The 24,186-nt window shown below is 55.1% G+C and carries 18 protein-coding genes and 1 tRNA gene; 10 read left to right on the forward strand and 9 right to left on the reverse strand.

All coding sequences use genetic code 11. The features are described from left to right. The first annotated feature begins 110 nt into the window (after positions 1 to 110). The 4 genes from glyQ (at position 111) to DS878_RS01715 (ending at position 3,902) form a co-directional block, all read left to right on the forward strand. Entirely contained in the window at positions 111 to 1,145 is a 1,035-nt protein-coding gene (gene glyQ, locus DS878_RS01700; protein WP_113814310.1) for a glycine--tRNA ligase subunit alpha, read from the forward strand. 2 nt (positions 1,146 to 1,147) lie between these two features. Continuing rightward, positions 1,148 to 3,229: a glycine--tRNA ligase subunit beta gene (gene glyS, locus DS878_RS01705; protein WP_113814198.1), complete on the forward strand. Its 2,082-nt coding sequence runs from the start codon at positions 1,148 to 1,150 to the stop codon at positions 3,227 to 3,229. A gap of 3 nt (positions 3,230 to 3,232) precedes the next feature. Next, positions 3,233 to 3,790, forward strand: coding sequence for a D-glycero-beta-D-manno-heptose 1,7-bisphosphate 7-phosphatase (gene gmhB / locus DS878_RS01710; RefSeq protein ID WP_113814199.1), 558 nt, complete (start codon positions 3,233 to 3,235; stop codon positions 3,788 to 3,790). Between the two features lie 35 nt (positions 3,791 to 3,825). Next, positions 3,826 to 3,902 (forward strand) — tRNA-Pro (locus tag DS878_RS01715). A gap of 126 nt (positions 3,903 to 4,028) precedes the next feature. Here DS878_RS01715 and DS878_RS01720 read toward each other — a convergent pair. The 4 genes from DS878_RS01720 to DS878_RS01735 all read right to left on the reverse strand — a co-directional run bounded on the left by DS878_RS01720 (position 4,029) and on the right by DS878_RS01735 (position 10,576). Then, entirely contained in the window at positions 4,029 to 5,147 is a 1,119-nt protein-coding gene (locus DS878_RS01720) for an ABC transporter permease (protein ID WP_113814311.1), read from the reverse strand. A gap of 2 nt (positions 5,148 to 5,149) precedes the next feature. Then, a complete protein-coding gene (rbbA, locus tag DS878_RS01725) occupies positions 5,150 to 7,918 on the reverse strand; it encodes a ribosome-associated ATPase/putative transporter RbbA (RefSeq protein WP_410003443.1) in 2,769 nt (922 codons plus the stop codon). Continuing rightward, positions 7,911 to 8,909, reverse strand: a complete 999-nt coding sequence (locus DS878_RS01730) for an HlyD family secretion protein (protein ID WP_113814200.1) — start codon at positions 8,907 to 8,909, stop codon at positions 7,911 to 7,913. Before DS878_RS01730 ends, rbbA begins: the two co-directional genes overlap by 8 nt. Positions 8,910 to 9,010: 101 nt before the next feature. Further along, positions 9,011 to 10,576 carry a phospholipase D family protein gene (locus DS878_RS01735; protein ID WP_113814201.1) on the reverse strand — a complete coding sequence of 522 codons (1,566 nt, stop codon included), beginning with the start codon at positions 10,574 to 10,576 and terminating at the stop codon, positions 9,011 to 9,013. A 168-nt stretch (positions 10,577 to 10,744) separates the two neighbouring features. Here DS878_RS01735 and DS878_RS01740 point away from each other — a divergent pair, with 168 nt between their 5' ends. The 3 genes from DS878_RS01740 to DS878_RS01750 all read left to right on the forward strand — a co-directional run bounded on the left by DS878_RS01740 (position 10,745) and on the right by DS878_RS01750 (position 13,576). Continuing rightward, the gene (locus DS878_RS01740; protein ID WP_113814202.1) at positions 10,745 to 11,290 is read left to right on the forward strand and encodes a rhodanese-like domain-containing protein; all 546 of its coding nucleotides are present in this window, start codon (positions 10,745 to 10,747) and stop codon (positions 11,288 to 11,290) included. Between the two features lie 64 nt (positions 11,291 to 11,354). Further along, on the forward strand, positions 11,355 to 12,968 hold the full coding sequence (locus tag DS878_RS01745) for a tetrathionate reductase family octaheme c-type cytochrome (protein ID WP_222837414.1): 1,614 nt from the start codon (positions 11,355 to 11,357) through the stop codon (positions 12,966 to 12,968). Then, positions 12,965 to 13,576, forward strand: a complete 612-nt coding sequence (locus DS878_RS01750) for a cytochrome b/b6 domain-containing protein (protein WP_113814203.1) — start codon at positions 12,965 to 12,967, stop codon at positions 13,574 to 13,576. The genes DS878_RS01745 and DS878_RS01750 overlap by 4 nt, the downstream gene beginning before the upstream one ends. Before the next feature lie 79 nt (positions 13,577 to 13,655). Here the strand turns inward: DS878_RS01750 and DS878_RS01755 are convergent, their stop codons facing one another. Beyond that, positions 13,656 to 14,096, reverse strand: coding sequence for a hypothetical protein (locus DS878_RS01755; RefSeq protein ID WP_113814204.1), 441 nt, complete (start codon positions 14,094 to 14,096; stop codon positions 13,656 to 13,658). Between the two features lie 246 nt (positions 14,097 to 14,342). On the opposite strand from DS878_RS01755, the gene DS878_RS01760 reads away from it, so the two are divergent. From DS878_RS01760 to DS878_RS01770, 3 genes are all read left to right on the forward strand, one after another. Further along, complete coding sequence (locus DS878_RS01760) at positions 14,343 to 15,605, forward strand: FAD/NAD(P)-binding oxidoreductase (protein WP_113814205.1); 1,263 nt, start codon at positions 14,343 to 14,345, stop codon at positions 15,603 to 15,605. Between the two features lie 121 nt (positions 15,606 to 15,726). Continuing rightward, positions 15,727 to 18,087, forward strand: a complete 2,361-nt coding sequence (locus tag DS878_RS01765; protein WP_113814206.1) for an EAL domain-containing protein — start codon at positions 15,727 to 15,729, stop codon at positions 18,085 to 18,087. 43 nt (positions 18,088 to 18,130) lie between these two features. Then, positions 18,131 to 18,502: a VOC family protein gene (locus DS878_RS01770; protein ID WP_113814207.1), complete on the forward strand. Its 372-nt coding sequence runs from the start codon at positions 18,131 to 18,133 to the stop codon at positions 18,500 to 18,502. A gap of 28 nt (positions 18,503 to 18,530) precedes the next feature. On the opposite strand, the gene DS878_RS01775 is transcribed toward DS878_RS01770, so the two are convergent. Genes DS878_RS01775 through DS878_RS01790 form a run of 4 tightly spaced genes read right to left on the reverse strand, consistent with a single transcriptional unit; the run spans position 18,531 to position 24,020 of the window. Beyond that, entirely contained in the window at positions 18,531 to 20,795 is a 2,265-nt protein-coding gene (locus DS878_RS01775; protein WP_113814208.1) for an ATP-dependent DNA helicase, read from the reverse strand. Continuing rightward, positions 20,792 to 22,441, reverse strand: a complete 1,650-nt coding sequence (locus tag DS878_RS01780; RefSeq protein ID WP_410003444.1) for a VRR-NUC domain-containing protein — start codon at positions 22,439 to 22,441, stop codon at positions 20,792 to 20,794. The genes DS878_RS01775 and DS878_RS01780 overlap by 4 nt, the downstream gene beginning before the upstream one ends. A 7-nt stretch (positions 22,442 to 22,448) precedes the next feature. Further along, positions 22,449 to 23,765 (reverse strand): type II toxin-antitoxin system HipA family toxin, encoded by a 1,317-nt coding sequence (locus DS878_RS01785; protein WP_113814210.1) that lies wholly within the window; start codon positions 23,763 to 23,765, stop codon positions 22,449 to 22,451. A gap of 6 nt (positions 23,766 to 23,771) precedes the next feature. Then, positions 23,772 to 24,020 carry a helix-turn-helix domain-containing protein gene (locus tag DS878_RS01790; protein WP_113814211.1) on the reverse strand — a complete coding sequence of 83 codons (249 nt, stop codon included), beginning with the start codon at positions 24,018 to 24,020 and terminating at the stop codon, positions 23,772 to 23,774. Between the last annotated feature and the right edge of the window lie 166 nt (positions 24,021 to 24,186).

Below are 24,186 nucleotides of genomic sequence, written 5' to 3' on the forward strand. Positions count from 1 at the left end.
CCTTTTTTCCGAATGACCCTCTTGTGAGCGAATTGAATATTGGCTCCGGACTGACTCATAACCGAGTCCGAAGAGTGGCTACACACAGACTGAATCAGCAGGCAAATGTTGTGAAAGAGAAGGCGACAGACAAGGCAACGAACAGCACTCCGGACATCAAGACCTTTCAGGGCTTGATTCTGGCTCTGCAGAATTTCTGGGCGCAGCATGGCTGCGTGGTACTTCAGCCCCTGGACATGGAGGTTGGCGCCGGTACGTTTCACCCGGCAACCTTCCTCCGAGCCATAGGGCCGGAAACCTGGAATGCCGCGTATGTGCAGCCTAGCCGGCGCCCTACAGACGGCCGCTATGGGGAAAACCCGAACCGTCTGCAGCACTATTACCAGTTTCAGGTGGTGCTCAAACCCTCGCCCGATAATATTCAGGAACTCTACCTGGACTCATTGCGTGCTCTGGGGCTGGACCCGCTGGTTCACGACATCCGCTTTGTAGAAGACAACTGGGAATCGCCCACGCTTGGCGCCTGGGGGCTGGGTTGGGAAATCTGGCTGAACGGAATGGAAGTTACCCAGTTTACTTACTTCCAGCAGGTTGGCGGCCTTGAATGCTACCCCGTTACCGGCGAACTTACCTACGGTCTTGAGCGCATTGCCATGTACCTTCAGGGAGTAGACAGCGTATACGACCTGGTCTGGACAGAAGGCCCGGACGGTGTGGTTACATATGGCGACGTTTTCCACCAGCAGGAAGTGGAAATGTCCACCTACAACTTCGAGTACGCAGACACCGAGTTCCTCTTCCACAGCTTTGATGTTTATGAGCGCGAAAGCGCCAGGCTGATTGAAGCCGGCCTGGCTCTGCCCGCCTACGAACAGGTTCTGAAGGCATCGCACACCTTCAACCTGCTGGACGCCCGCCACGCTATCTCGGTCACCGAGCGCCAGCGTTTTATCCTGCGCGTACGCACTCTCGCCCGGGCCGTAGCCCAGGCCTACTTCGACAGCCGGCGCAAACTCGGCTTCCCGCTCGCCCAGGAGGCCTTACGTCAAGAGGTGCTGGCCGCAGCCGAAGCCGCCGACAACAAGGGCAAGGGTAAGAAGGGCAAAAAAGAGAAGCAGGCACAGCAGGAAAAGGGAAAAGCATAATCATGGCTACACAGGATTTTCTGGTCGAACTGGGCGTCGAAGAACTGCCCTCAAAATCACTCCAGCCACTGTCTGATGCGTTCACTCAGGGTATCACCAGAGGCCTGGAAGAAGCTGGCATCACTTTCGGCAAGGTAGAAGCCTTTGCTGCACCGCGCCGGCTGGCGCTACGCATACGTGACCTGGCCGATGCCCAGCCCGACAAATCAATTGAAAAACGCGGTCCGGCCGTGAAAGCTGCTTTTGATGACGCTGGCAACCCGACCCGCGCGCTCACCGGCTTCGCTACATCTCTGGGCGTAACCCCGGATCAGCTTGATACTCTGGAAACCGACAAGGGCGCATGGCTGGTCTATCGCACCGTCGAGCAGGGCAAGCCCACCGTAGATCTGATGGCCGGGCTCGTTGAAAGCTCTCTGGCCTCGCTGCCGATTCCCAAACGGATGCGCTGGGGCGCACACCGCACTGAATTCGTCAGGCCTGTGCACTGGCTGGTAATGCTCTTTGGCAACAAGGTTATCGACACCCCCATCATGGGGCTGACTCCAGGCAACAAAACCCTGGGCCACCGCTTCCATTGCCCCAAAGAGCTGATTATTCCGACCCCGGCTGATTACGAAGTTGTACTTGAGCAGGAAGGCTACGTCATTGCCGACTTTGCAAAGCGCCGGGAACAGATCCGCGCCGGTGTCACTGCCCTTGCGGTAGCAAATGCCGATGGTGAAGCAGTGATTGATGAGGATCTTCTGGACGAAGTCACCGGCCTGAATGAATGGCCCGTGCCTCTTATGGGGCGCTTTGATGACAGGTTCCTGGAAGTTCCTGCGGAAGCACTGATTTCCTCCATGAAGGAGCATCAGAAGTACTTCCATGTGGTAAACGCCTCCGGCCAGATGCTGCCCCTGTTCATTACCGTTGCCAACATAGAGAGCAAGGATCCGTCTCAGGTCGTATCGGGTAACGAAAAGGTGATCCGTCCACGACTTTCAGACGCTGCGTTCTTCTATGAAACTGACCGCAAAACCCGCCTGGAAGACCGCATTGAGCAACTCAAGCCAATTGTGTTCCAGGAAAAACTCGGCAGTATTTACGACAAATCCGTTCGGGTAGCCACCCTCGCCAAAAAGATCGCCTCAGCTATTGGCAGCGACCCGGCTCTGGCCGAGCGCGCAGCCATGCTCGCAAAAACCGACCTGGTGACTGAAATGGTGCTGGAGTTCAGCGACCTTCAGGGCATTATGGGGCAGTACTACGCAACCAACGATGGCGAACCTGCCGATGTAGCGAAAGCGATGAACGAGCAGTATATGCCTCGCTTCGCCAAAGACAGCCTGCCCACAACCCTGACCAGTTGTGCGCTCGCCATCGCTGACCGCCTGGATTCACTGGTAGGCCTGTTTGGTATCGGACAGCCACCGTCTGGCACCCGGGATCCCTTCGCCCTGCGTCGCGCTTCTTTGGGTGTGCTGCGTATTATCATTGAGCGGGAGCTGCCACTGGATCTGCAGACATGCTGCGAGTGGGCAGAGGAAAGCTTCAACGGACTGACCGGGGAAGGTACTGCCTCCCAGGTTGTCGATTACATGCTGGACCGGTTCCGGGCCCATTACGATGAGCTGGGCATCAGCGCCGAGGTATACCTGGCTGTCCATGCCCGCCGCCCAACCCGCCCGCTGGACTTCGATCGCCGGGTAAAAGCTGTGGAAGCATTCCGCCAGTTGCCGGAAGCACAGGCCCTGGCCGGTGCAAACAAGCGGGTTTCCAATATTCTGTCCAAACAGGGCGGAGAGAGCCTTGGCGAAACCGTCAACAGCAGCCTGCTGCAGGATGCAGCTGAGAAAACCCTGGCCGCACAGGTAGAGCAACAAGCACAGAAGGTGGCCCCACTGTTTGAGCAGGGCGACTACTCCAGTGCCTTGCAGTCACTGGCCACATTGCAGGAGCCCGTAGACAGCTTCTTCAATGACGTCATGGTTATGGCCGAGGATAAAGCCGTGCGGGACAACCGCCTTGCACTGCTGAACCGCCTGCATAACCTGTTTTTGCGAGTCGCAGATATCTCGCTGCTACCCGCCGCTGGCTGATCCATGCTGATCATCCTCGACCGGGACGGGGTCATCAACGAGTACGACGGCAGCTACATCTGCTCTGCAGATGAATGGCACCCGATTCCCGGTAGCGTTGAGGCGATGGCCAGGCTTTGCCTGGCTGGTCATCGTATTGCCATCGCCACCAATCAGTCCGGAATCGGACGGGGTTACTACAGTACCGATGCGCTGAATGCCATGCATGAAAAGCTGGACCGGTTACTGGAACCCCATGGCGGTTGTATCGATTTTATCGCATATTGTCCGCACCACCCGGATGACGACTGTCACTGCCGAAAGCCCCTGACTGGCCTGCTGGAACAAATTCGCGGACACTTTCACCTGAGCTCTCTGGACAGTGCAGTTATGGTTGGCGACAGCCTTAAGGATCTGGAGGCAGGTTTTGCTGGAGGGTGCCAGCCTGTGCTGGTTCGCACCGGAAACGGGGAAGAGACTGAACAGCACCTGGAAAAGCACCCGATTCCAGGTGCAAGAGTGGCAATCTACGACAACCTCAGCGCATTTACGGATGCCTTTTTATCAGGCTCAGACTGGTAAAAACTCCGGGAATCAGTATAATACCGGCCGTTGATCGGCGTGTGGCGCAGCTTGGTAGCGCACTTCGTTCGGGACGAAGGGGTCGGAGGTTCGAATCCTCTCACGCCGACCACTTTCCCGAATTTCTCTCCCGCATTATGTGCATCTTCTGAAAATTCTGTGTCAGTCAGCTCGAAGCTCGATTGCCCGTTTTGCTTTCTGAACAGAACCTACCAATACACTTGTGCCTGAGCCCCTCCTAAACCGCCAGATGCCGCCGGAACAAAGCCAGCGACAGGCTGAAGAACACTACACTTATACCTGCCAGCGCCAGCATTTGTGGCCATACCACTTCCAGCCCTGCGCCCCGATAAAGAATTGCCTGAGCCATGCTCACGAAATGTGTGGTGGGTGCCGCCAGCATGATGTTCTGCACCAGATCCGGCATGCTTTCTCTTGGCGTAATGCCGCCAGAGAGCAATTGCAGGGGCAGAATGGTAAGGATCAGCAGCAAGCCAAACTGCGGCATGGTGCGCGCTACTGTGCCAATCAGGATTCCGATCGCAGTGGTGGAGAAAAGATGAATCAGGGCTCCAAACAGGAACAATAAAACCGAACCCTGCACAGGCACTGCAAGCACGCCCTGGATTACGATAGTGATGGAAAGCGTAGCCGCCAGCATAACCACCAGACCGTTTGCCCAGACCTTGGCAGCCATAATCTCGAAGGGTCTTACGGGCATCACCATCAGGTGCTCCACCGTGCCATGTTCGCGCTCCCGGATCAGTGCAGCACCGGTAAGGATGATACTGATCAGAGTAATCTCGGTAATCAGCTCCATTACGCCACCGAACCAGGTGCCTTCGAGATTCGGATTAAAGCTGACCCGGGTAATCAGTTCTACCTGAAGCGTACTTGCGGAGCTTCCCGTCTCCAGGTATTCCGCTACTTCAGTGGTAATTATCTGCTCAATGTAGCTGGCGCCGATAAACGCCTGTGTCATTCGTGTGGCATCAATATCCAGTTGCAGGCTGGATACTTTTCCACTGCGTATGTCCCGTTCAAAACCTTCCGGAATGACCAGGGCGAAAGTATGAGTACCCTGATCCAGCATCTCGTCTATCTGGCTGAGGCTAACGAGATCGGGCTTCAGAAACCAGGGCTGTTGCAGCGAATCTATAACACGGCCGGAAAGCACTGTCTGATCTTCATCCACTACCGCCACGGGTGCATTGTGCAGTTCCATGGAACCCGCAGAGCCTGCGGTATAGACAATCAAAGTAAAAGCCAGCAACACAAAGATCAGCAGAACCTTGTCGTGCCAGACGCTGCGCAGCTCTTTAATACCAAGGTTCCATATAGTTCCGAGAGATTCCATCATCAGCGCCCCTGTTTCCGGAGTAATGCCACGGATAAAAACGTGAGCACGGGAATGAACGCCGCCAGTATCAGGAAGGCATGTTGCAGGTCACCAAAGGTCAGCCCCTTGGTAAACACCCCCCGGCAGATCTCCAAAAACCAGGTGGCGGGCCAGAACAGGCCGATAAGCGCGGTAAAGCCTTCCAAAGCAGATACAGGTTCCGTCAGACCGGAGAACTGCACCGTCGGCAGGATGGTAATAATGGCGGTAGCCGCCAAAGCAGCAATCTGGGTAGATGCAAAGGCCGAGATCACCTGACCCAGGCCAGTCGTAACCGTGACAAAGAGCAGGGCGCTCACTGTTAATGTCAGCAAGCTGCCCTTGATGGGCACATCAAACAGGAAGACAGCCAGCAATACGAGGCTCGCATAGCTCACCATACTGAACCCGATATAGGGCAGTTGTTTGCCCAGCAAGAATTCCAGCCGGGTTACAGGGGTTACGTAGAGGTTGGTGATGGAGCCCAGCTCTTTCTCTCGCACAATGCCCAGGGCCATAAGAATCGCCGGGATAAAAATCAGCAAAATAGGGATCACTGCAGGCACCATGGCATCCAGACTTCGGAACTCCTGATTATAGCGATAGCGGGTTTTTATGGAGACCAGACTCAGGGTCGGCTCCGAGCCGTATGTGCGCAGGATCAGGTCCTCGAAGTAGCTCAGGTGCAATCCCTGGATGTATCCAAGAATAGTCTCTCCACGAAAAGGCATGGCTCCATCTATCCAGACGGCTATCTCTGTGGAGCGGCCACTCTTGAGATCCTTGCCAAACCCCGGAGGGAATGAGAGCGCGAGACTGAGTTCACCAGATACCATACGCTGTTCCAGCTCAGCCATGGTCGAAATCGGCGGTTGCTCAACAAAATACCGGGAACCCGAAACCGCCGTGATGTAATCCTGGCTCTCAGGGCTCTGGTCCTGATCCAGTACGGCGAAAGCAAGATCTTCCACATCCAGGGTAATGCCGTACCCAAGGATCATCATAAGCAGCGCTGAGCCAATAAAGGCAAAGGCCATGCGGACAGGGTCACGCAACAGCTCCCGGGATTCACGGCGAGCGTAGGCCATAAGACGCCTCAGGCTGAAGGCTCTGTGACCTTGGGGCGATGAGTCGTCCGCACTCAGAACCTTACCGTCACCCTGGCCCGGCGGCTCTTCATCAACCGCCTCAAGGGTCTTCATAAACGCCGCTTCAAGGTTGTCTGCCTGTGCATCACGGACCAGCGCAGCTGGCGTATCACAGGCCAGCACTTCACCGGCATGCATCAGCGAGATCCTGTCGCAACGCTCACCTTCGTTCATGAAATGGGTGGAGATAAATATGGTGACGCCGTCTTCCCTGGATAGCCTCAGCAACAGGCTCCAGAAACGGTTACGGGCACCCGGGTCCACCCCGGACGTGGGTTCGTCAAGAATCAGCAATTCCGGGGAATGCACAACCGCTACAGCAAGGGACAACCGTTGACGTACCCCCAGTGGCAAGTCACCGGCAAACTGCTCCATCACCTCAGCAAGCCCAAACTGCTGAGTCAGTTCATCCACTCTGGGCTCAATGGTCTCTGGGGGCAGGTGAAACAGACGGGCGTGCAACTCCAGGTTCTGACGCACCGTCAACTCGCTATAGAGCGAGAACGACTGGGACATATAACCAACACGCTGGCGAGTAGCCAGGTCCCTGGCATCCAATGGCGAACCGAACAGGGAAACCTCACCCTCGGAAGGCACCAGCAGGCCCGTGAGCATTTTCATGGTTGTGGTCTTGCCACATCCGTTAGAGCCCAGAAAGCCAAAAATCTCGCCCTTCGGAATAGTAAAGCTGACGTTTTTCACCGCCGTGAAATTACCAAACCGCAGGGTAAGATTGTGTGCCTCGATTGCCGGGACACCTTCAGACAAACCATCATCTTTGGTCAATTGCAGCTCGCCGCCAGCCCCCCCGGACACGAATTCCTGGCGATCTTCCGGTAACAGAGCAATGAATGCATCATCCAGGGTTTCTGTCCCCGTCTTCAGCTTTAACTCGGCAGGAGAACCTGTTGCAAGAATGGCGCCGCTGTCCATGGCAACCAACCAGTCATAACGCTCGGCTTCTTCCATATAGGCCGTGGCAACCAGCACGCTCATGGATGGCTGCTGCCGGCGAATGGTATCGATCAGATCCCAGAAACGCTGGCGCGACAGAGGATCTACTCCGGTGGTAGGTTCATCAAGAATCAGCAGCTCGGGGTTATGGATAAGCGCACAGCACAAACCCAGTTTCTGTTTCATACCTCCGGAGAGCTTGCCAGCAGGCCGGCTGCGGAAATCCAGCAGCCCTGTTGCATCAAGCAGGCGGTCAATCTGCCTGGTGCGAGCCGCACCGGAAAGGCCGAACAGGTCGGCAAAAAAACCAATGTTTTCGTCTACTGTCAGCGTATGATAGAGGTTGCCCCCAAGGCCCTGGGGCATATAGGCAATGCGTGGTGAAACCTCTCTTCGAAACGGGGAACTGGCCATATCACCACCCAGCACCTGCAACTTGCCTTGCTGCAGTTTCCGGGCTCCGGCCACCAATCCCAACAATGTGGATTTACCCACACCATCCGGGCCAATCAACCCGACCATGCAACCAGCCGGCACGTTCAGGTTGATGTCCTGCAATGCCTCGCTCGCGCCGTAGGCATGGCTGACGGCCTCCAGCCGCGCAACACTCTCTGCATCATTCATACCCACGTTCTGCGTCTCAGCCATTGGGCAAAGTCACCTGCAGGCTTTCTGGCCAGGGCTTGCTTTCATCCAGGCGTACATAAGCGTCGCCCGGCACACCGGTTTTTACTCTGTCCCTGTAGGCTTTCAGCAATTCCGGGTCAATGCGAATACGTACCCTGAACATGAGCTTTTCCCGTTCGCTGCGGGTTTCCACCGCTTTGGGGGTAAACTGAGCTTCAGCAGCAACGAAACTGACCTCTGCAGGCACCACAAAATCAGGCAAGGCATCCAGAATAATCCGCGCTTCCGCCCCAACTTTCACTTTTCCTGCCTGGGCTGTAGGCAGGAATATGGTCATATAGACATCGGTAACATCCAGTATCGTGGCGACTTTGCCACCGGATGCCAGCACTTCGCCCGGCTCTGCAAGCCGGTAGAGCACGCGCCCGCCTATCGGGCTTTCAAGGTGGCTGTCATCAATAGTGGATTGAATTTTGCGGATACTGGCCTGCGCGGCCTCAATACCTGCCTGCGCTGAAGCAATCTGAACCCGTGCAGCCTGTAATGCAGCATCGGCCGTTTCTGCGGCGGTGCTTGCCTGATCAAGCTGCTCACGGGAAACGTGACCCTTTTCTACCAGAGACTGAAACCGGCTCAGTTCTGCGCGGGCCAAACGCGTTTCACTCTCCCGCTGCTTCACAACCGCCTCTGCCAGACGCTTGGCTTCTATCGCCTGGCTCAGGTTAGCCTGGGCCGCCGCCAGACTCGCGTCCAGTTCGTCCGTGTCCATCTCTGCTACCGGCGTACCCGCCTCAATCAGATCACCTTCAGCCACAAGAACACTGTCTAACCGACCCGAAATCCGGGTAGCAATGTCTACCTGAGTAGCTTCGATACGGCCGTTACCAGAAGCTATATACTCCGGTAACTCGTCGCTATCGGGCAGAAATTGCCAGGCGACGATGGCAACCAGTGCAATGATGGCCAGTGCAATCAGGAGTTTCATATAGGGGCTTGAGGTTGAGCGTGACATTCATATTCCCTGCTGCTGTTGAGGGTTTGGGCCGTGACTGGAGAAAGTTTATCACCAGCGCCTTCACAGTGACTGACGCGTATCAAAAGCGTGAGTGGTACTTAAAGCAACGATTCAATAGGCAAGAACGAGAAGAAAGCAACCATCATACGCTTTATCAACCCGGTTCCCGGGTCGTGGTTGTAGCGGATCACTTCCTCACCATTACGTTCTAACCATTGTAGGTCACCGCCTTCGTCCAGCACCAATTCGTATGCAATAACTCGCGTCTGCTCATCAAATCGCGCGTTCATCATCTGTGTCAACTCAGGGCTTTCAATAACAAAGCCCAGCTCTGTGTTGATGTGAACCGACCGGGGGTCGAAATTGAACGAGCCGACAAAAAGCCTTTCATTATCTACAGCAAAGGTTTTAGCGTGGAGACTGGAGGCAGAACTTCCCATCAGGTTATTTTGCAACTGGCTCTCCACAGGCACGCCCCCCGACAGCTCGCGCATCTCGAATAGTTGTACTCCGGCTTCCAGCAGCGGCTTCCGGTATTTCGCATAACCGGCATGGACCATAGCCACGTCGTTGGCTTCCAGGGAATTGGTCAGCACACGTACCTGAACTCCTCTACTCTCCATATCGCGAAATATATCCACACCGGCCTGGGTGGGTATGAAGTATGGTGAGACCAGTGTCACTGAGCGCTCAGGGCTGCCCATGACTTCTGCAAGCTGCCGGCTCAGCAATCCGTTTTCTGATTTTTCACCCAGCACCTTGGCGGGGTCATCACTGACCATGGTAACCGGCGCCCAGGTAAACTCCAGATTGCCTTCCAGCAACCCTTTAAGGAGGCGTGATTCCGCCACAACACAGATATATTTGCTGGCCTCGGAGCTGAGGCTGCATTGCCTGGCTGTATCCACGATCAGGGCAAGATCATCCTGGTCGGCCGCGGGCAAAATGGTCGTTGCAGGGTACGCCGAAGCACTGGACCAGTAACGGTCAAAGTCATCAGAAAGCTCGTGCACCACCGGGCCGATGGCTAATACATCAAGATCCGCAAACAATGCTCCCTGTCCCGCTCCGAAATATGCATCCGCAATATTACGTCCGCCGATGATCGCAGCCTGATTATCGGCGATGAACGATTTGTTGTGCATGCGATGGTTCAGGCGCGGAAAACTGGTCAGGTAGCCGATCCATTTAGGGTTACGCACAACAAACGGGTTAAACAGACGAACCTCAATATTCGGGTGTGTATCCATCGCGGCGAGTGGCTTATCCAGTCCGGAGATGCCATTGTCATCCAGCAGTAGGCGGACACGAACACCCCGCTCCGCAGCCCGATAAAGCGCATCAAGCAGCATTGTGCCGGTGATATCGTATTGCCAGATGTAATACTGGACATCCAGAGTCGTTTCGGCGCCTTCGGCCAGCAGCGCCCGTGCAGCGAAGGCATCGTAGGGATTTTCAAGCATGATAACCCCACTCTCGCCCGGGTGTGCGCCAGCTAAGGGTGCGATCGCGCTACCAAGCCGGGTATTGGCGGTTTGGCCGGCTGGCACCGACCAACTCTCGGTTCGCTCGGCCACAGGAGGCAGAGCGCATCCGCTTATAACCAGCACCAATACCAGAATGGAGATCGGGCGCGGACAATGCCGCCTGAACCAGTTCGACAATAGAATAACTCCGTTTCGTCAGGTCCGTAGTTGTAGCAGCTACCTGCCCACTGTTTTGATTCTGATCAATCCCGGGTTATAAGCTTATATCCATAATTGATACATGCTGCACATTGAGAGTATTGTAAAAGTGAATTTTATTGTATATCGACTTCAGGAGAAAAAACGATGAGGCTTTTACTGGCTGCACTTCTCATGACCCTCGGGCTGAGCTTTCATGCTTCGGCAGAAGAGGCTCTTTCTCTGACCCCTCAGGAAACCTACGACCTTGTTCAGAAGCAAGGCGACCAGATTCTCTTTGTTGATGTAAGGGATCCGCTGGAAATCATGTTTATCGGTTTCACCGATGTTGTTGATAAGAACATTCCGTTCATGCTCGCTGATCGCACCACGTTTCTTGCCGACAAAGGCCGGTTTGCCATGAAGACCAACCCCGACTTCGCAGCCGGCGTTGAGCAGGCTCTCAAAGATAAAGGGCTAAGCAAGGATGCACTGATCATCACCATGTGCCGTTCCGGCTCAAGTCGCGGCAAACCCAGCGCCGAGTACCTGCTTGAACGCGGTTTCAGCAACGTTAAATACATTGATCATGGTTTTCAGGGCAGCAGTGCCAAAGAAGGCAAAAAAGCCGGAATGAGAATTGTGAACGGCTGGCAGAACGAGGGCTTGCCCTGGTCCATGACGCTCAATCCGGAAAAAATATACCAACCCTGACAGCGACTATACTGACAGGGCAGGGGTGGTTTCCCGGAATGGGCGTTTTAACGTGGAGGATGTCATGGCAAAGCTGATCACGATTCGCCATCTCCGGCAATTGGGGATGGGCATGCTGGTGGCCGTATTGATGCTGGCAGGAGCGCTTCCTTCGCAGGCAGCGGTTGAACACGCACCTCCCACAGCTGACCACAGTAAATTCAGATCCCTCGAAGGCCCATTCGAAACCGCGAGTGACGTAACCGAAGCCTGTGTGAAATGCCACACAGAAGCCGCCGGGCAAATCAAGGCAACCACACACTGGACCTGGCTCTATAAGCACGCCGAAACAGGACAGACCCTGGGCAAAAACCAGGTTATCAACAGCTTCTGTGGCATGGCCATAACCAACGAGCCTCGCTGTACTTCATGCCACGTGGGTTACGGCTGGGAAGACATGCGGCAACCGCCGCCGGAAGCTGATTCCGCGGTGGACTGCCTGGTGTGTCACGACACAACCGGTGAATACTGGAAATTTCCGACGCTCGCCGGTGACCCCACCTATATTCCGCGGGAATGGCCCAAGGGCAGTGGCAAGATTGTTCAACCGCCAGACCTGCCCAACATTGCACAGAACGTGGGTGCCAGCGGTCGCGCTAACTGCGGTAGTTGCCACTTCTACGGTGGCGGTGGCGACGGAGTCAAACACGGCGATCTCGACTCATCACTGGTAACACCCGACCGGTCGCTGGACGTGCACATGTCTCCCGATGGTGGCAATTTCAGCTGTTCAGACTGCCACACAACCTGGGGCCACAGTGTTTCTGGCAGCCGCTATCAGGTAAACGCCAAAGATACCCTCGGGATTGATGTACCCGGCCACACAGATCTGAGCCGGGCAAGCTGTGAGTCCTGTCATGGCGGGGCACCCCATCACAAGGAAAAGCTTAACGATCACATAGACAAGCTTGCATGCCAGACCTGCCACGTACCTGCATTCGCCCGGGGCGGTGTCGCCACAAAGATGTGGTGGGACTGGTCAACTGCCGGAAAGCTTGATGAAGAGGGTAAACCGATCACCGAGTACGACGAGCACGGCCACCTCAGTTACCTGAGTGAGAAGGGCGACTTCCGCTACGGTGAAAATGTGCTTCCTTACTACGCCTGGTTTAACGGCACCGTTGAGTACACCATGATTGACGAGGTACTCGATGTTGAAAATCCTCCGCTGGAGATCAACCGGATTGAAGGCGGGCCGGATGACCCTGACTCACGCATCTGGCCATTCAAGCTGATGCGCGGCAAACAGCCTTTCGATACCGAACGCAAAACACTCCTGGCAACTCACGTGTTCGGCGCAGATGACTCATCACTCTGGAGCAACTACGACTGGCCCAAAGCCCTTCAGGCCGCCAGCGACATGTCGGGGATGCCCTTCAGCGGTAACTTTGATTTCATTGAAACCAGAATGTACTGGCCGATTACCCACATGGTACCGCCCGCCAGTCAGGCCCTGCGTTGCGGCTCCTGCCACGCTGGTGAAAGCCGCCTGGCAGGTATTGGTGGCATTTACATACCGGGGCACAGCGCCAACCCATGGCTGGATCGTATCGGCTGGCTGGTTGTAGCGCTCACCCTGGCCGGAGTTATCATCCACGGCCTTCTCCGTGTGGTCTTCAGAAAGAGGAAGCAATCATGAGCCGGGTACTGGTATACAAACGCTTTGAACGCTTCTGGCACTGGCTTCAGGCTTTGCTGATTTTCAGCCTGCTGATAACCGGCTTTGACATACACGGCAGTTATTCATTGCTGAGGTTTGGTGACGCAACACAGCTGCACACCATCGCAGCCTGGTCGCTGATCGTGCTCTGGCTTTTTGCGATTTTCTGGCACATCACCACGGGTGAGTGGCGCCAGTATGTGCCCACTCGCAAAGGTCTGTTTGCGGTGATGTACTACTACCTGATCGGTACGTTTACCGGAGCTGAACACCCGTACCGTAAAACCACCAAAGCCAAGCACAATCCGTTGCAGAGGCTGGCCTACCTGTTTTTCAAACTGGTGATCTCCCCCATTATCTGGGTGAGCGGCCTGCTGTATCTGTTTTACAACGACTGGCCGGCCACACTTACAGGGGCTCTCAACCTTGAAACCGTGGCACTGGTTCATACCGCAGCAGCCTTTGCCATGCTGGTTTTCATTATTGCTCATGTGTATATGGCTACCATGGGCCACACACTAACCAGTCTCATCAAGCCCATGGTGACCGGTTACGAGGATCTGGACGAACCTGCCAGTAAATCCTGAGAGTTTCTGCCATCTGCAAAAAAGCCGGCCCTTGTTCAGGGGGCCGGCTTTTTTATGCCTTTCCAGGATACCGGAAGGCTCAGAACGTAAAGGTACGCATAGCCGGATTCAGCATCTGATCCGCCATTTCCGGAGGGGTAGCAACACCCACACCTTCAATCAGGTCATCTTTACTGTGATCGCCGTTAGGCAGGTACAGAGCACAAACGTTGGCTACGCCACCCTGCTTCATCAACCCACGCAGCATCTGGCCGGGGGTCAGGTCCTTTGGCTTCAGAGCGGGTGCTTCGTAGCTTTTCAGCGCCAGGTCGCCCGCTTTGTCACACAGCAGTACGTTCACCTTGGCACCCTTCTGAGCCATAGTATTGGAAAGCACCATTGCCATACCCTGGGTCTGTAAGGAATCGCTTGAAAGTATCACCAGTACTTCCTCAACCATTTTCTGATCTCCTGCATGAGCGCTGATGGGAGCAACGGCAACCACAGCCGCTGCGACAAGTGCCTTGATTGATCTGATCATTATTCGGTGCTCCTTGTGTCGGTTTATCGTCGGTATATGTCCAGCCTATGCCGCCTGCCAGCCCGGTTCAGTGACAAAGTCACCCTTATCCCTCATCACAGCCACCAAAAGCCTGACCATACTGAGGGCTTGAGAGGCAGCTGCTTTATATTACTATTTTATATAACCATAGAACTTAATGTTTGCTAAGATTTGATGTATCTCAAGAGAAGATGCACATACATATAATTACAAGAGGTTTGACACATGGGTAGCAACACGGCAGAGCATGGCAAAATCAAACAACACACCGTGGTCATCGTAGGGGGCGGAGCTGCAGGCATTTCTGTTGCTGCCAGTCTGCATAAAAGAGACAGTAGCCTCGATATTGCGATTATTGAGCCGGCACAAAAGCATCACTATCAGCCTGGCTGGACAATGGTTGGTGGCGGTGTATTCAAACCGGAAACAACCTCAAAGCCCATGACTTCGGTCATGCCCGGGTTCGCTTCATGGTATAGACAATCGGTATCTTCTATTGATGAAGAGCACAATCAGGTCGCTTTGGCAGATGGCTCAACGGTCCAGTATCAGGCCCTGATTCTCGCGCCCGGGCTGGAACTGAACTGGGGCGGTATCGACGGTCTGAGGGAAGCCCTGGGCTCCAATGGTGTTACTTCCAACTACCAGGAGGGTATGGCGAGTTATACCTGGGAGACAGTGCAGAACCTTAAAAACGGCCGGGCCCTGTTCAGCCAGCCACCAATGCCGATCAAATGTGCCGGTGCGCCTCAGAAAGCCCTGTATCTGTCCGCAGATCACTGGCTGCGGACCGGGGTTCTGCATAACATCGACATCCAGTTCCACAATGCCGGGGCCGTGCTCTTCGGAGTACCGGATTATGTTCCGGCGCTGCAAAGCTATATTGAAAAGTATGGCGTAGGGCTTAACTACCAAAGCACCCTGGTCTCAGTGAACGGCCCCTCCCGCAAGGCCACATTCCGCCACACCGACGCCAACGGCAATACCGAAGACCGCGAAATCGGCTTTGACATGCTGCACGCCGTGCCGCCCCAGCGTGCTCCGGGGTTTATCAGGCAGTCCCGACTTGCCAATGAAGGTGGCTGGCTGGACCTGGAAGATGACACACTCCGCCATAAACGCCATAGCAACATCTTTGGCCTTGGAGATGTGAGCGGAACAGGCAATGCAAAAACTGCTGCCGCTGTGCGCAAACAGGCTCCAGTGGTTGCTGAAAACGTCATCGCCCACTTGCGCAATCAACCCTTAACAGCCGCCTACCTTGGTTACGGCTCCTGCCCATTGACCGTAGAAAACGGGCGTATCGTTCTGGCGGAATTCGGTTACGGTGGCGTCTTGCAGCCCACCTTTCCAGCCTGGGTAAATGATGGTACCAAAGCCACAAGAGCTGCCTGGTTTCTGAAGGCCAAGCAACTGCCTGCTCTGTACTGGTATGTTATGCTTAAAGGCCATGAGTGGCTGGCAAAGCCTGCTCGTCGCTCGGTCTGAAAGCGGGAGCCCGTATATTTCGGTTACGGGCTCATTCGTGATCGCCCGGTCTACCAAATGTCAACTACAACCTGTCCTGATCTGCTAATATTTCATTCGCTGGAGTCATCAGGAATAACGAATGAATAATACAGAAACTGAACCAAGGCGACTCGCTGCACTAGACCGGCTGGAAATTCTCGACACCCCCCCTGACGAGCGGTTTGACCGTCTTACCCGTATCGCTCGCCAACACTATCAGGTCGAAATTGCCCTTATCAGCGTGCTGGACGAAAAACGCCAGTGGTTCAAATCACGGCAGGGAATTGATATTACCGAAACACCTCGGTCCATAGCTTTCTGCGACCATGCTTTGCGTCAGGATCAGGTTTTTATTGTTGGAGACGCCTCTCAGGATCCACGTTTTCGCAACAACCCTTTCGTAAAAGACAGCCCCCATGTTCGTTTTTACGCGGGCGTGCCCGTGCGCGAACCCTCCGGTTTCAAAATCGGTACCCTGTGCATCATCGATACCAGGCCACGGCAATTCACCGAGCGAAATCTGGACGTGCTCCGTATACTGGCCACTTTAGTGGAAGAGGAACTGGAGCGTTCGTACATTGAATCGGATAAAAGTGAGTATGTGCCGGTCTCACATCTCAACAGGGCGATCCATCATGCCCAGAACGTCTTCCTCACAAGCGATAACGAGCGTGCGGCATTTCAGCAGATGCTCGGCGATCTGCTCGCCCTTACGGGGAGCCAGTTCGGGTTTATCGGTGAAGTTCTGCACGAGCGCAGCGGCACTCCGTATCTGAAAGTCCATGCCATCACGAACATAGCCTGGAACCCTGAAACCCAGGCCCTGTATCAGGATGTGGAACGCCGGGGAATGATTTTCGACCGTCTGGACAACATCCTTGGTCTACCCATGGTTACCGGAGAGACGATCATCTCCAACAATCTGGCTACTGATTCCCGCCGTGGCGGCCTGCCTCCGGGGCATCCACCCATCGACACCTACCTTGGCATTCCTGTTTACTCCGGAAACACACTGTTAGGGCTGATTGGCCTTGCGAACAGAGCCGAAGGTTATACTCAGAAACTTGTAGATGAACTGGCCCCACTGTCACAAACGCTCGCCAACCTCATTGAGCGCAAGCGACTGTATGAAGAAAAGAGTGCCCATAAAAAAGATCTGGAACTCGCAGCCAATTACGATGCTCTCACCGGCCTGCCCAACCGCAGACGGCTGACCGAACTGTTTGAACAGGAATTGTATGAAGCCGACCAGAGAAACGGCCTGGTTTCGGTGTGCCTTATTGACCTCGACGGTTTCAAAAGCATCAACGATGAATATGGCCACCTGGTGGGGGATGCAATACTCAGGTCCGTGGCAGCCAAACTCCAGGCTACCGTGCGCAGCCACGATATCATTGCCCGCCCGGGCGGCGACGAGTTTGTTGCCATTCTCCGAGATGTAGACGACGAACGGATTTATGCCCGCATTCTGGAGGCGATACGCCAACCCATCAACTTCCGGCACCATATGTTCCATGTTTCCGGCAGCATGGGCGTAACCGTGTACCCGGAAGATGATGCGGATTCCGATCTGCTGCTTCGCCATGCAGATCAGGCCATGTACGCTGCAAAAGAAACCGGTAAAAACTGTTTCAAATTCTTCGACCTGCAGTCGCATTCGTCCCGCGAAGAACGAATCCGGGTGCTGGAACAGATTGATAGCGCACTGCGTAACCAGCAGATGGAGTTGTACTATCAGCCAAAAATCTGTTTCCACAATCACACAGTGAATGGCTTCGAAGCACTTATCCGCTGGAATCACCCGAAAGAAGGCCTTCTTGAGCCGCTGTTTTTCCTGGAGCACATAGAGTACACGGAGTACGCACGTACTTTGGGCAATTTCGTCATCCGGGAAGCAGTGAAACGGCTGCTGGAGTTTGCTCAGCAAGACCTTCCCTACACCCTGAGCATCAATCTGAGCCCATGCCACTTCCTGAGCCATGAGTTCCGGGACGATTTATCGAGTGCTCTGGAAGACTGCCCCCAGGAACTACGTTCGCGCCTCATTCTGGAAATCCTGGAAACCACAATAATGGACGACACCGAAACGGTAATGCAGAACCTCAAGGCCTGTCGTGAGCTGGGTGTAGACGTTTCTCTGGATGACTTTGGCACCGGCTATTCATCACTGGATTATTTTCGCCGGTTACCCGCTCAGGAAATCAAAATCGACCGTTCGTTCGTGATGGATATGCTGGATGATGCGGATGACAGCATGATTGTCAGCGCCATCATCAGCCTGTCGAAGAGTTTTAAGCGACGTCTGGTTGCCGAAGGTATAGATTGTATAGATATTGAGCGCAAACTCATTGAGCTTGGCTGCGATATAGGTCAGGGATTTTTCTACAGCAAACCATTGCCACTCCCGGAAGCGCTGCGCTGGGCAGCTGATTTTCAATGGGAAAACAGATTAATGGGTTGAAGCCTGGCGCACATATACAGAACGCAAATCAGGAGCACACAGCATGATCGGATACGTCACCATTGGTGTCAGCGATATGGAAAAAGCGAAGGCGTTCTATACAAGCCTTCTGGGGGACATGGGCGGCAAGCTTCTGCTCGACATGGGCCGCATTGCATTTATAGGCGAAAGCATGAAGGGGCCGATGCTGGCAGTTTGCACACCCTTCGACGGTAAGCCGAACCACCCCGGCAACGGTAATATGCTGGCATTCTGGCCGGGCTCGAAAGAAGAAGTTGATGCCCACTACAAGAAAGCCATCGAACTGGGAGCAACCTGCGACGGAGAGCCGGGACAGCGTATTCCCGACAAGTTCTATGGTGCCTATGTGAAAGACCCGGACGGCAACAAAGTGGCGTTTTATCATTTCGGCTGATTCAGCCTTGCCATACACTGAGGCCGCTTTAACCTGCGGTCTCAGTCCTGAACCACCAGCCCGGTAACAACCCCCGAACCTGCGGCTGTAAAAAGCGGTCATCTATCAGCCAGATCACGCCCTGATCCTCCGGTGTGCGAATCACCCTTCCCGCAGCCTGAGCTACTTTCTGCAAGCCCGGAATCAGATAGGTGTATTCATAACCGGCACCAAAACGCTGCTGCAGCCGATGTTTGAGAATCTCATGCCAGGCATCAAATGGCGGTAAGCCCAGGGTTGCCACAAAGGCGCCAATCAACTGATCACCCGGCAGATCAATGCCTTCACTGAACACACCCCCCAAAACGGCAAAGGCCACGCTGCCGCTCTCTTCCCGGAACCCTGCAAGAAACTCCCGGCGCTGTTGCGGGCTCATGCCTGAATGCTGAGAGCGCTGGGGTACCTCCGGGGCGCTTGCTCCCAAGGCTTCACTCACTTCGTTCAGGTATTTGAAGCTGCTGAAGAACGCCAGATAGTGCCCCGGGCACGTCTTATATTGCTCCGCAATCAGCGTGGCAATGGGCGCTACCGACGCCTCCCGGTGGGCCTGACGTGTACTGATCTTCGGTGTGAACTTTACCCTTAGCTGGTCAGCGCTGAAGGGGCTGGGCAATGAGGTAAACCGGCTGTCTTCCGGCAGGCCCAGAAGGTCCCGGTAATAAACGCCTGGGCTGAGGGTGGCGGAAAACAGCACTACCGAGGCCGCGGCCTGAAAACGGTCGCGCAAAAAATCCGCCGGCACCAGGTTCTGAATCGCCAGACTGGCACGGCCCCGGCCTTCGCGGCGGAATTCACACAGGGAATGATCGCCGAAGGAATCCGCCAGTTTCATGAAAGACACAGACTCAAACAACAGCTCCTGCAGAGCCAGATCCGGCGGGTTATCCGCCAGATAATCCGTAAGGCCGGATACCAGCCCTTGCAGGCTGCCGGTGAGAGCCGGGGGCAGGTTATCGAGAAACACCGGGGCAGAACTTACGGCTGAGTGATCACGCACAATCCCCTGCCAGGCCCGTGCCGTTCGGTCCAGATGGGGTTTCAGAGCCTTGGGTGCTGTTTTACGTACCTTCAGTAACCGCTGCTGATCCAACTGCACCGAGTACATCCCCCGGCCGCGATCCACAAGGTTGTGGGCTTCGTCCACCAGAATGGCTGTTTTCCAGTTGTTCTGCCGGGTCAGGCCGTGGAGCAGGGCGGACTGATCAAACATCCGGTTTACATCGCCAATCACCAGATCACACCAGCGCGCCATTTCCTGAGCCAGAAAGTAGGGGCAGATATTATGGCCGCTGGCAATCTTCGCCAACACCTCCTGAGTCAGCGTCGTGCCGGCCTGAACCGCTTCAGCGCGAGCATCCGGCAAGCGGTCAAAAAACCCTTTGGCCAGCGGGCAGGAATCTCCGTGGCAGGCTTTATCCGGATGCTCACAGGCATCGGCCCTGGCCATCAGTTCCAGGGTACGCAAGGGCCAGAACTGCGGCGTATCCTGCGCCGCCCGCAGACGCTCGACGGCATCCACCGCCAGTTGCCGTGCGGTATTGCGGCAGGTGAGATAATTCAAACGGTCGTGCTGCGCAGCCGGCATAGCCATCAAGGCCGGGAACAGAGTCCCCAGGGTTTTGCCCAGCCCCGTGGGCGCTTCCAGCAGCAGGGTGCCGCCTTTGACTGTGTTCTTGTAAACCGTTTCCGCAAGCTGACGCTGGCGGGGACGAAAGTCTGCAAAAGGAAACCGCAGGCCGGAGAGGCGAATATCCCGCTGTTCCCGGTGGTGGGCTTCCTGTTCCGCCCAGAGCCGGTAGCGGTCGCACAAGGCTTCCAGTTCCTGCCAAAGCTCATCGGCCGTGGCGATTTCGGTAACCGGCGTTTCACGGTTTTTGCCGATATCGAAATAAACCAGAGACAGCTTCAGTTTTTTGCGCTTTTCCTGGCGACAGAGCAGGGCACCATAAGCCCTCAACTGCGCACGGTGCAAAGCCCGCTGATGGGGCCGGATACGGGATAAATCCCCCCGGTGGGTTTTGATCTCTTCCAGCAGCCCCGAATGCGGGTTATAAACGTCCGCGCGGCCATAAAGCTCTAAACCAAGGCACTCACCGGTAAGTGAATACTCGCTTTTATAACCGTAGCCACGTTTCCCCTGAATAGCCTGATGCCCCGCAATACCCTCTTCGGCGCTGGGTGCCGGCGTATAACGGAAGTCCAGGTCGCCTTCGCGAGCGGCAAACTCGCAGAGGGTTCTGACCGCAACCCTCACCGTGTCGCTCCGCTATCCTGCCAACGCAGATAACACACGCTGGCGGCGATGCCCTGACGGGCGAAGAAGTGCAGCCAGCGGACCTGGTGATCCTGCAACCGGTCGCCCGGGCCTTTCACCTCGATCATTTCATAACGGGGCTTATCCTCCGGGTTCTCCGGATAAAAACGTACAAGATCGGGGAAACCACTGCGATGTTCGCGGATATTCAGCAAAAGGCGCTCAAAAAGAACCTGCAGATCTGTTGCGGGAATGCAATCCAGTGCCAGACCCAGCAATTCCTCATTCAGCGCCGGCCAGATCACAAACGGGTTGGAGATGCCCTGTTTGGCAGCGTAGGTGGCCAGAATCCTCTCCCGGTATCCGCCATTCTGAAGCGCGGAAAAACACTCTTCAAACCCGGCTTGCCGGCGGCTGACAAAATCTTCCCGCACCAGATCCGCCGGCCCGGTGTGGAACGGGTGAAAAAATGCACCGGGTATGGCTTTGAAGACAGTGTGCCAGCACAGCAAACCGAACAGACCATTGATCAGGGTGTTTTCCACATAGAATACAGGAGCTTCAGGTGTGGACAGGTGGTCCCGGACCACGGACTCCACAGAGCCGCCGGTTTGCGGCAGGGTCAGTACGAATTCACGGATATCCGGGGCTTGGTGCACCGGTGGTGCCGGCTCGCCAACTTTTACCACCAGCCGCTTGAGTATACGTGCCAGCCCCTGGGATTCAGCGTCGCTCAGTTCATCACTTTGCCATTCAGTGGCAATGGCCCAGGCTTCTTTAAAGCGCTTCATCCGCTCCAGCAGCCGCAGCTGTTTTAACCGGGCCTCCCGATGGCCACTGGCCGCCAGCGCCTGCAACGCAAGCTCTCGCTCCCCCTGGCGTTCCGCCTGACGCCCCAGCTCCAGCAGCAGACGATCACGGCGACTACTCAGCCAGGCGTTATCCGAAGCAGACGGAACCTCAGCCCACACCTCTGCCGCTGGCATTCCCGCATCCAGGTTTTCACGGCAGTGGTGCATCGCCAGGTAGGTATCCACCTCGCTGCGATGCGAGAAGGCTCGTGCTTCCGGGGTAAACTCCACCGGCTCATAACGGTGATGGCCCAGTTCCACCAATACAAAATCAGACCAGCTCTGGCGCAGATTGCCGAAAAACATCAGGCGGATGCGGTCGAACAGCATCATCTGATTGACCCGTACTACCGGGGCCATCGTTTGATCAAACCAGTCCGCCAAGGTGCGAGCGTCGGTGAAGGTGCCCTGCAAAGCTTCATGCATGCGGGCTTTGGGAAGGTTTTTGGCAAATCCCGCCTGCGCCAGAACCGGCGTAAACGCGGGGCGCAGTTCGGCCAGGGTGAACAGGCGGAAGAGTTCATCCAACGCGAGCAGAGGATCAGAATCCAGCCAGCCACCAGCAATCAGCTCAACCAGTGCCTCCGCTTCCGGGCACCCCAGCTCGGGATAATTCAGCTTGTCGGCGCGAAACAGATCCCCTGTGCGCATCACCATGCGTGTCAGCAATGCTCGCGCAGGACAACTCAAATCAAAAAACGCCTGCAACCTTTCCCGTTCCGACTTCAGCAACAGATCCGAGTGGTGGTTAGCCACCCACGCCACCACTGTTTCCATGTTTTCCAGGTAGTACAAGGGATTTTCAAGATCCGCGGCGGCGGGTCGGGTGTCCCAGCTTTTTGGCTTGATGTTGAACGCCCTCCAGAATGGACTCACTGATACGCGATGGAAAATCGCAGGGTAACAAGGCCTCCACTTTGCTGATAACGGCAGGCACCTGCTCTGCAATCTCGCCAAGCAGTTCGCTCGCCCTCTCGCTGGAAAAGCCAACCTGTTGAGCGGTAGTTATGAAATGCCTTCGCTCAATGCGATCCCAATGATAGTGGCGATTGCGGCCTTTTACTGACATGGCCATTTTGGCTTTTTGCGGTGCCAGGCTGCCTTGCGCCATGAGCGGATAGGCTGAAATCACATCGTAGAGGGGTGTCATGCGGTAGGCTGAGCCGGGCTCAATGAACAGGCTGAAGTTTTTGGCATGACCATCAATCGCCGCAAGCAGCCAAAACACTATCTGCGTCTTGAAGAAAGTTTCGCGATCCTTGTTAGCTTCCTGTGAGCCAAGAAGAAGCTTCATGCCATCACGAATGCCTGGCCCTCCATCGCTTTCGTATTTGATCGCCGGTGCCACACCGAGCGCCTGGCAAAGGTCTTCCTGAGGCAATCTCATTAGCCATTCGGAATCCTTGGACCAGCGTCGATCAAAGCGCTCGACAATCAGAACCTTTTGTTGACCGAACTGGCCAAGTTCAGCGTTAGCGGTTGGCAAGTCAAAAGCTTTCAGGAGTTGCAGACAGAGCCATTCATTCTCACCACTGTCCCGAAGATCTATGTTGCTATGATCGATAAAGCCGATAGGAAGTTTGAAGATATGACTGGTGGGTGTGCTCCCTGTAGGAAGCTGCCAGCCGCCCCGATACCATAACAGAGCGGTTTTCTCTTGAGCTCCTGCCAAAGAAATGCGGAAATCATTGTCCCGCGCCATTCCCAAAGGTGAATTCTGATAGTCGCCCAGAAGCTGTTCTATTGCCGCGGCACCGAGAGGTTCCGCCGTCACCGTCCGAACATCTGGCACCACCGAATTCTGCGGATACAGCTGAATAGCACCAATACAGTCGCGACCAACGCTTTCCAGCAAATCGAACGGATGGCGCGTAGGCGCTTTGAAACGTGCCTGCATTCGAGATCTTATGGCATCGGAATCTGGCAGCAAGTTGTCGAAAAAATTAAAAACCAACGCCCCTCGATAGGTCTTTGGCGATAGCGGTAATGAAAGCGAAATGGCTCGGGCGCCAGGTTGATTCAGCCAGGCGGGATAGTACTGAAAGGCCATGGCACCAGAGTTTTCCAGCGTTAACCTCCCTACCTCAATACCGTTCAGGGCCACGTTCAAGTCAGACATACACGCTCACCACTCTTCGCTCCAACCATTTGCCGAATCCGGTGCACCGCGCTCCACCACACGCAACTCAAGATCGAGAGCAGAGAGGAGCTTGAACAGGGTCTCGATCCGGCTTTTTTCCGGATGATTCTCAAAGCTTGAAACAGTGGCCTGTTTCACGCCGACTCTGGCCGCAGTAGCCTGTTGACTGAGATTTTTCTGGTGCCTGGCATTTTTTATGGCTGTTGAGAGCGCTTCTGGCGATGTGACTTTCATATCTATACCCATTAGAGGATTGATTATTTTTATCCCCTAAAGGGCATAATGTCAACACTATCCTCTAGCGGGCATAAATTCTGGACCTGTTGACCCAAGCGACCTGCAACAGCGTAATCACCATCTCTATATACAGGAGAATTTCATGACCGTACCCATCGGCCGG

It is taken from the genome of Marinobacter sp. F3R11 (assembly GCF_003318275.1).
Taxonomy (GTDB): Bacteria; Pseudomonadota; Gammaproteobacteria; order Pseudomonadales; family Oleiphilaceae; genus Marinobacter.

What these genes read in the sequence shown, in the direction of transcription:
- glyS (WP_113814198.1), top strand. Translation starts at nt 1,148, where the DNA reads ATGGCTACACAGGATTTTCTGGTCGAACTGGGCGTCGAAGAACTGCCC.
- gmhB (WP_113814199.1), top strand. Translation starts at nt 3,233, where the DNA reads ATGCTGATCATCCTCGACCGGGACGGGGTCATCAACGAGTACGACGGC.
- DS878_RS01720 (WP_113814311.1), bottom strand. Translation starts at nt 5,147, where the DNA reads ATGGAATCTCTCGGAACTATATGGAACCTTGGTATTAAAGAGCTGCGC.
- rbbA (WP_410003443.1), bottom strand. Translation starts at nt 7,918, where the DNA reads ATGGCTGAGACGCAGAACGTGGGTATGAATGATGCAGAGAGTGTTGCG.
- DS878_RS01730 (WP_113814200.1), bottom strand. Translation starts at nt 8,909, where the DNA reads ATGTCACGCTCAACCTCAAGCCCCTATATGAAACTCCTGATTGCACTG.
- DS878_RS01740 (WP_113814202.1), top strand. Translation starts at nt 10,745, where the DNA reads ATGAGGCTTTTACTGGCTGCACTTCTCATGACCCTCGGGCTGAGCTTT.
- DS878_RS01745 (WP_222837414.1), top strand. Translation starts at nt 11,355, where the DNA reads ATGGCAAAGCTGATCACGATTCGCCATCTCCGGCAATTGGGGATGGGC.
- DS878_RS01750 (WP_113814203.1), top strand. Translation starts at nt 12,965, where the DNA reads ATGAGCCGGGTACTGGTATACAAACGCTTTGAACGCTTCTGGCACTGG.
- DS878_RS01755 (WP_113814204.1), bottom strand. Translation starts at nt 14,096, where the DNA reads ATGATCAGATCAATCAAGGCACTTGTCGCAGCGGCTGTGGTTGCCGTT.
- DS878_RS01760 (WP_113814205.1), top strand. Translation starts at nt 14,343, where the DNA reads ATGGGTAGCAACACGGCAGAGCATGGCAAAATCAAACAACACACCGTG.
- DS878_RS01765 (WP_113814206.1), top strand. Translation starts at nt 15,727, where the DNA reads ATGAATAATACAGAAACTGAACCAAGGCGACTCGCTGCACTAGACCGG.
- DS878_RS01770 (WP_113814207.1), top strand. Translation starts at nt 18,131, where the DNA reads ATGATCGGATACGTCACCATTGGTGTCAGCGATATGGAAAAAGCGAAG.
- DS878_RS01785 (WP_113814210.1), bottom strand. Translation starts at nt 23,765, where the DNA reads ATGTCTGACTTGAACGTGGCCCTGAACGGTATTGAGGTAGGGAGGTTA.
- DS878_RS01790 (WP_113814211.1), bottom strand. Translation starts at nt 24,020, where the DNA reads ATGAAAGTCACATCGCCAGAAGCGCTCTCAACAGCCATAAAAAATGCC.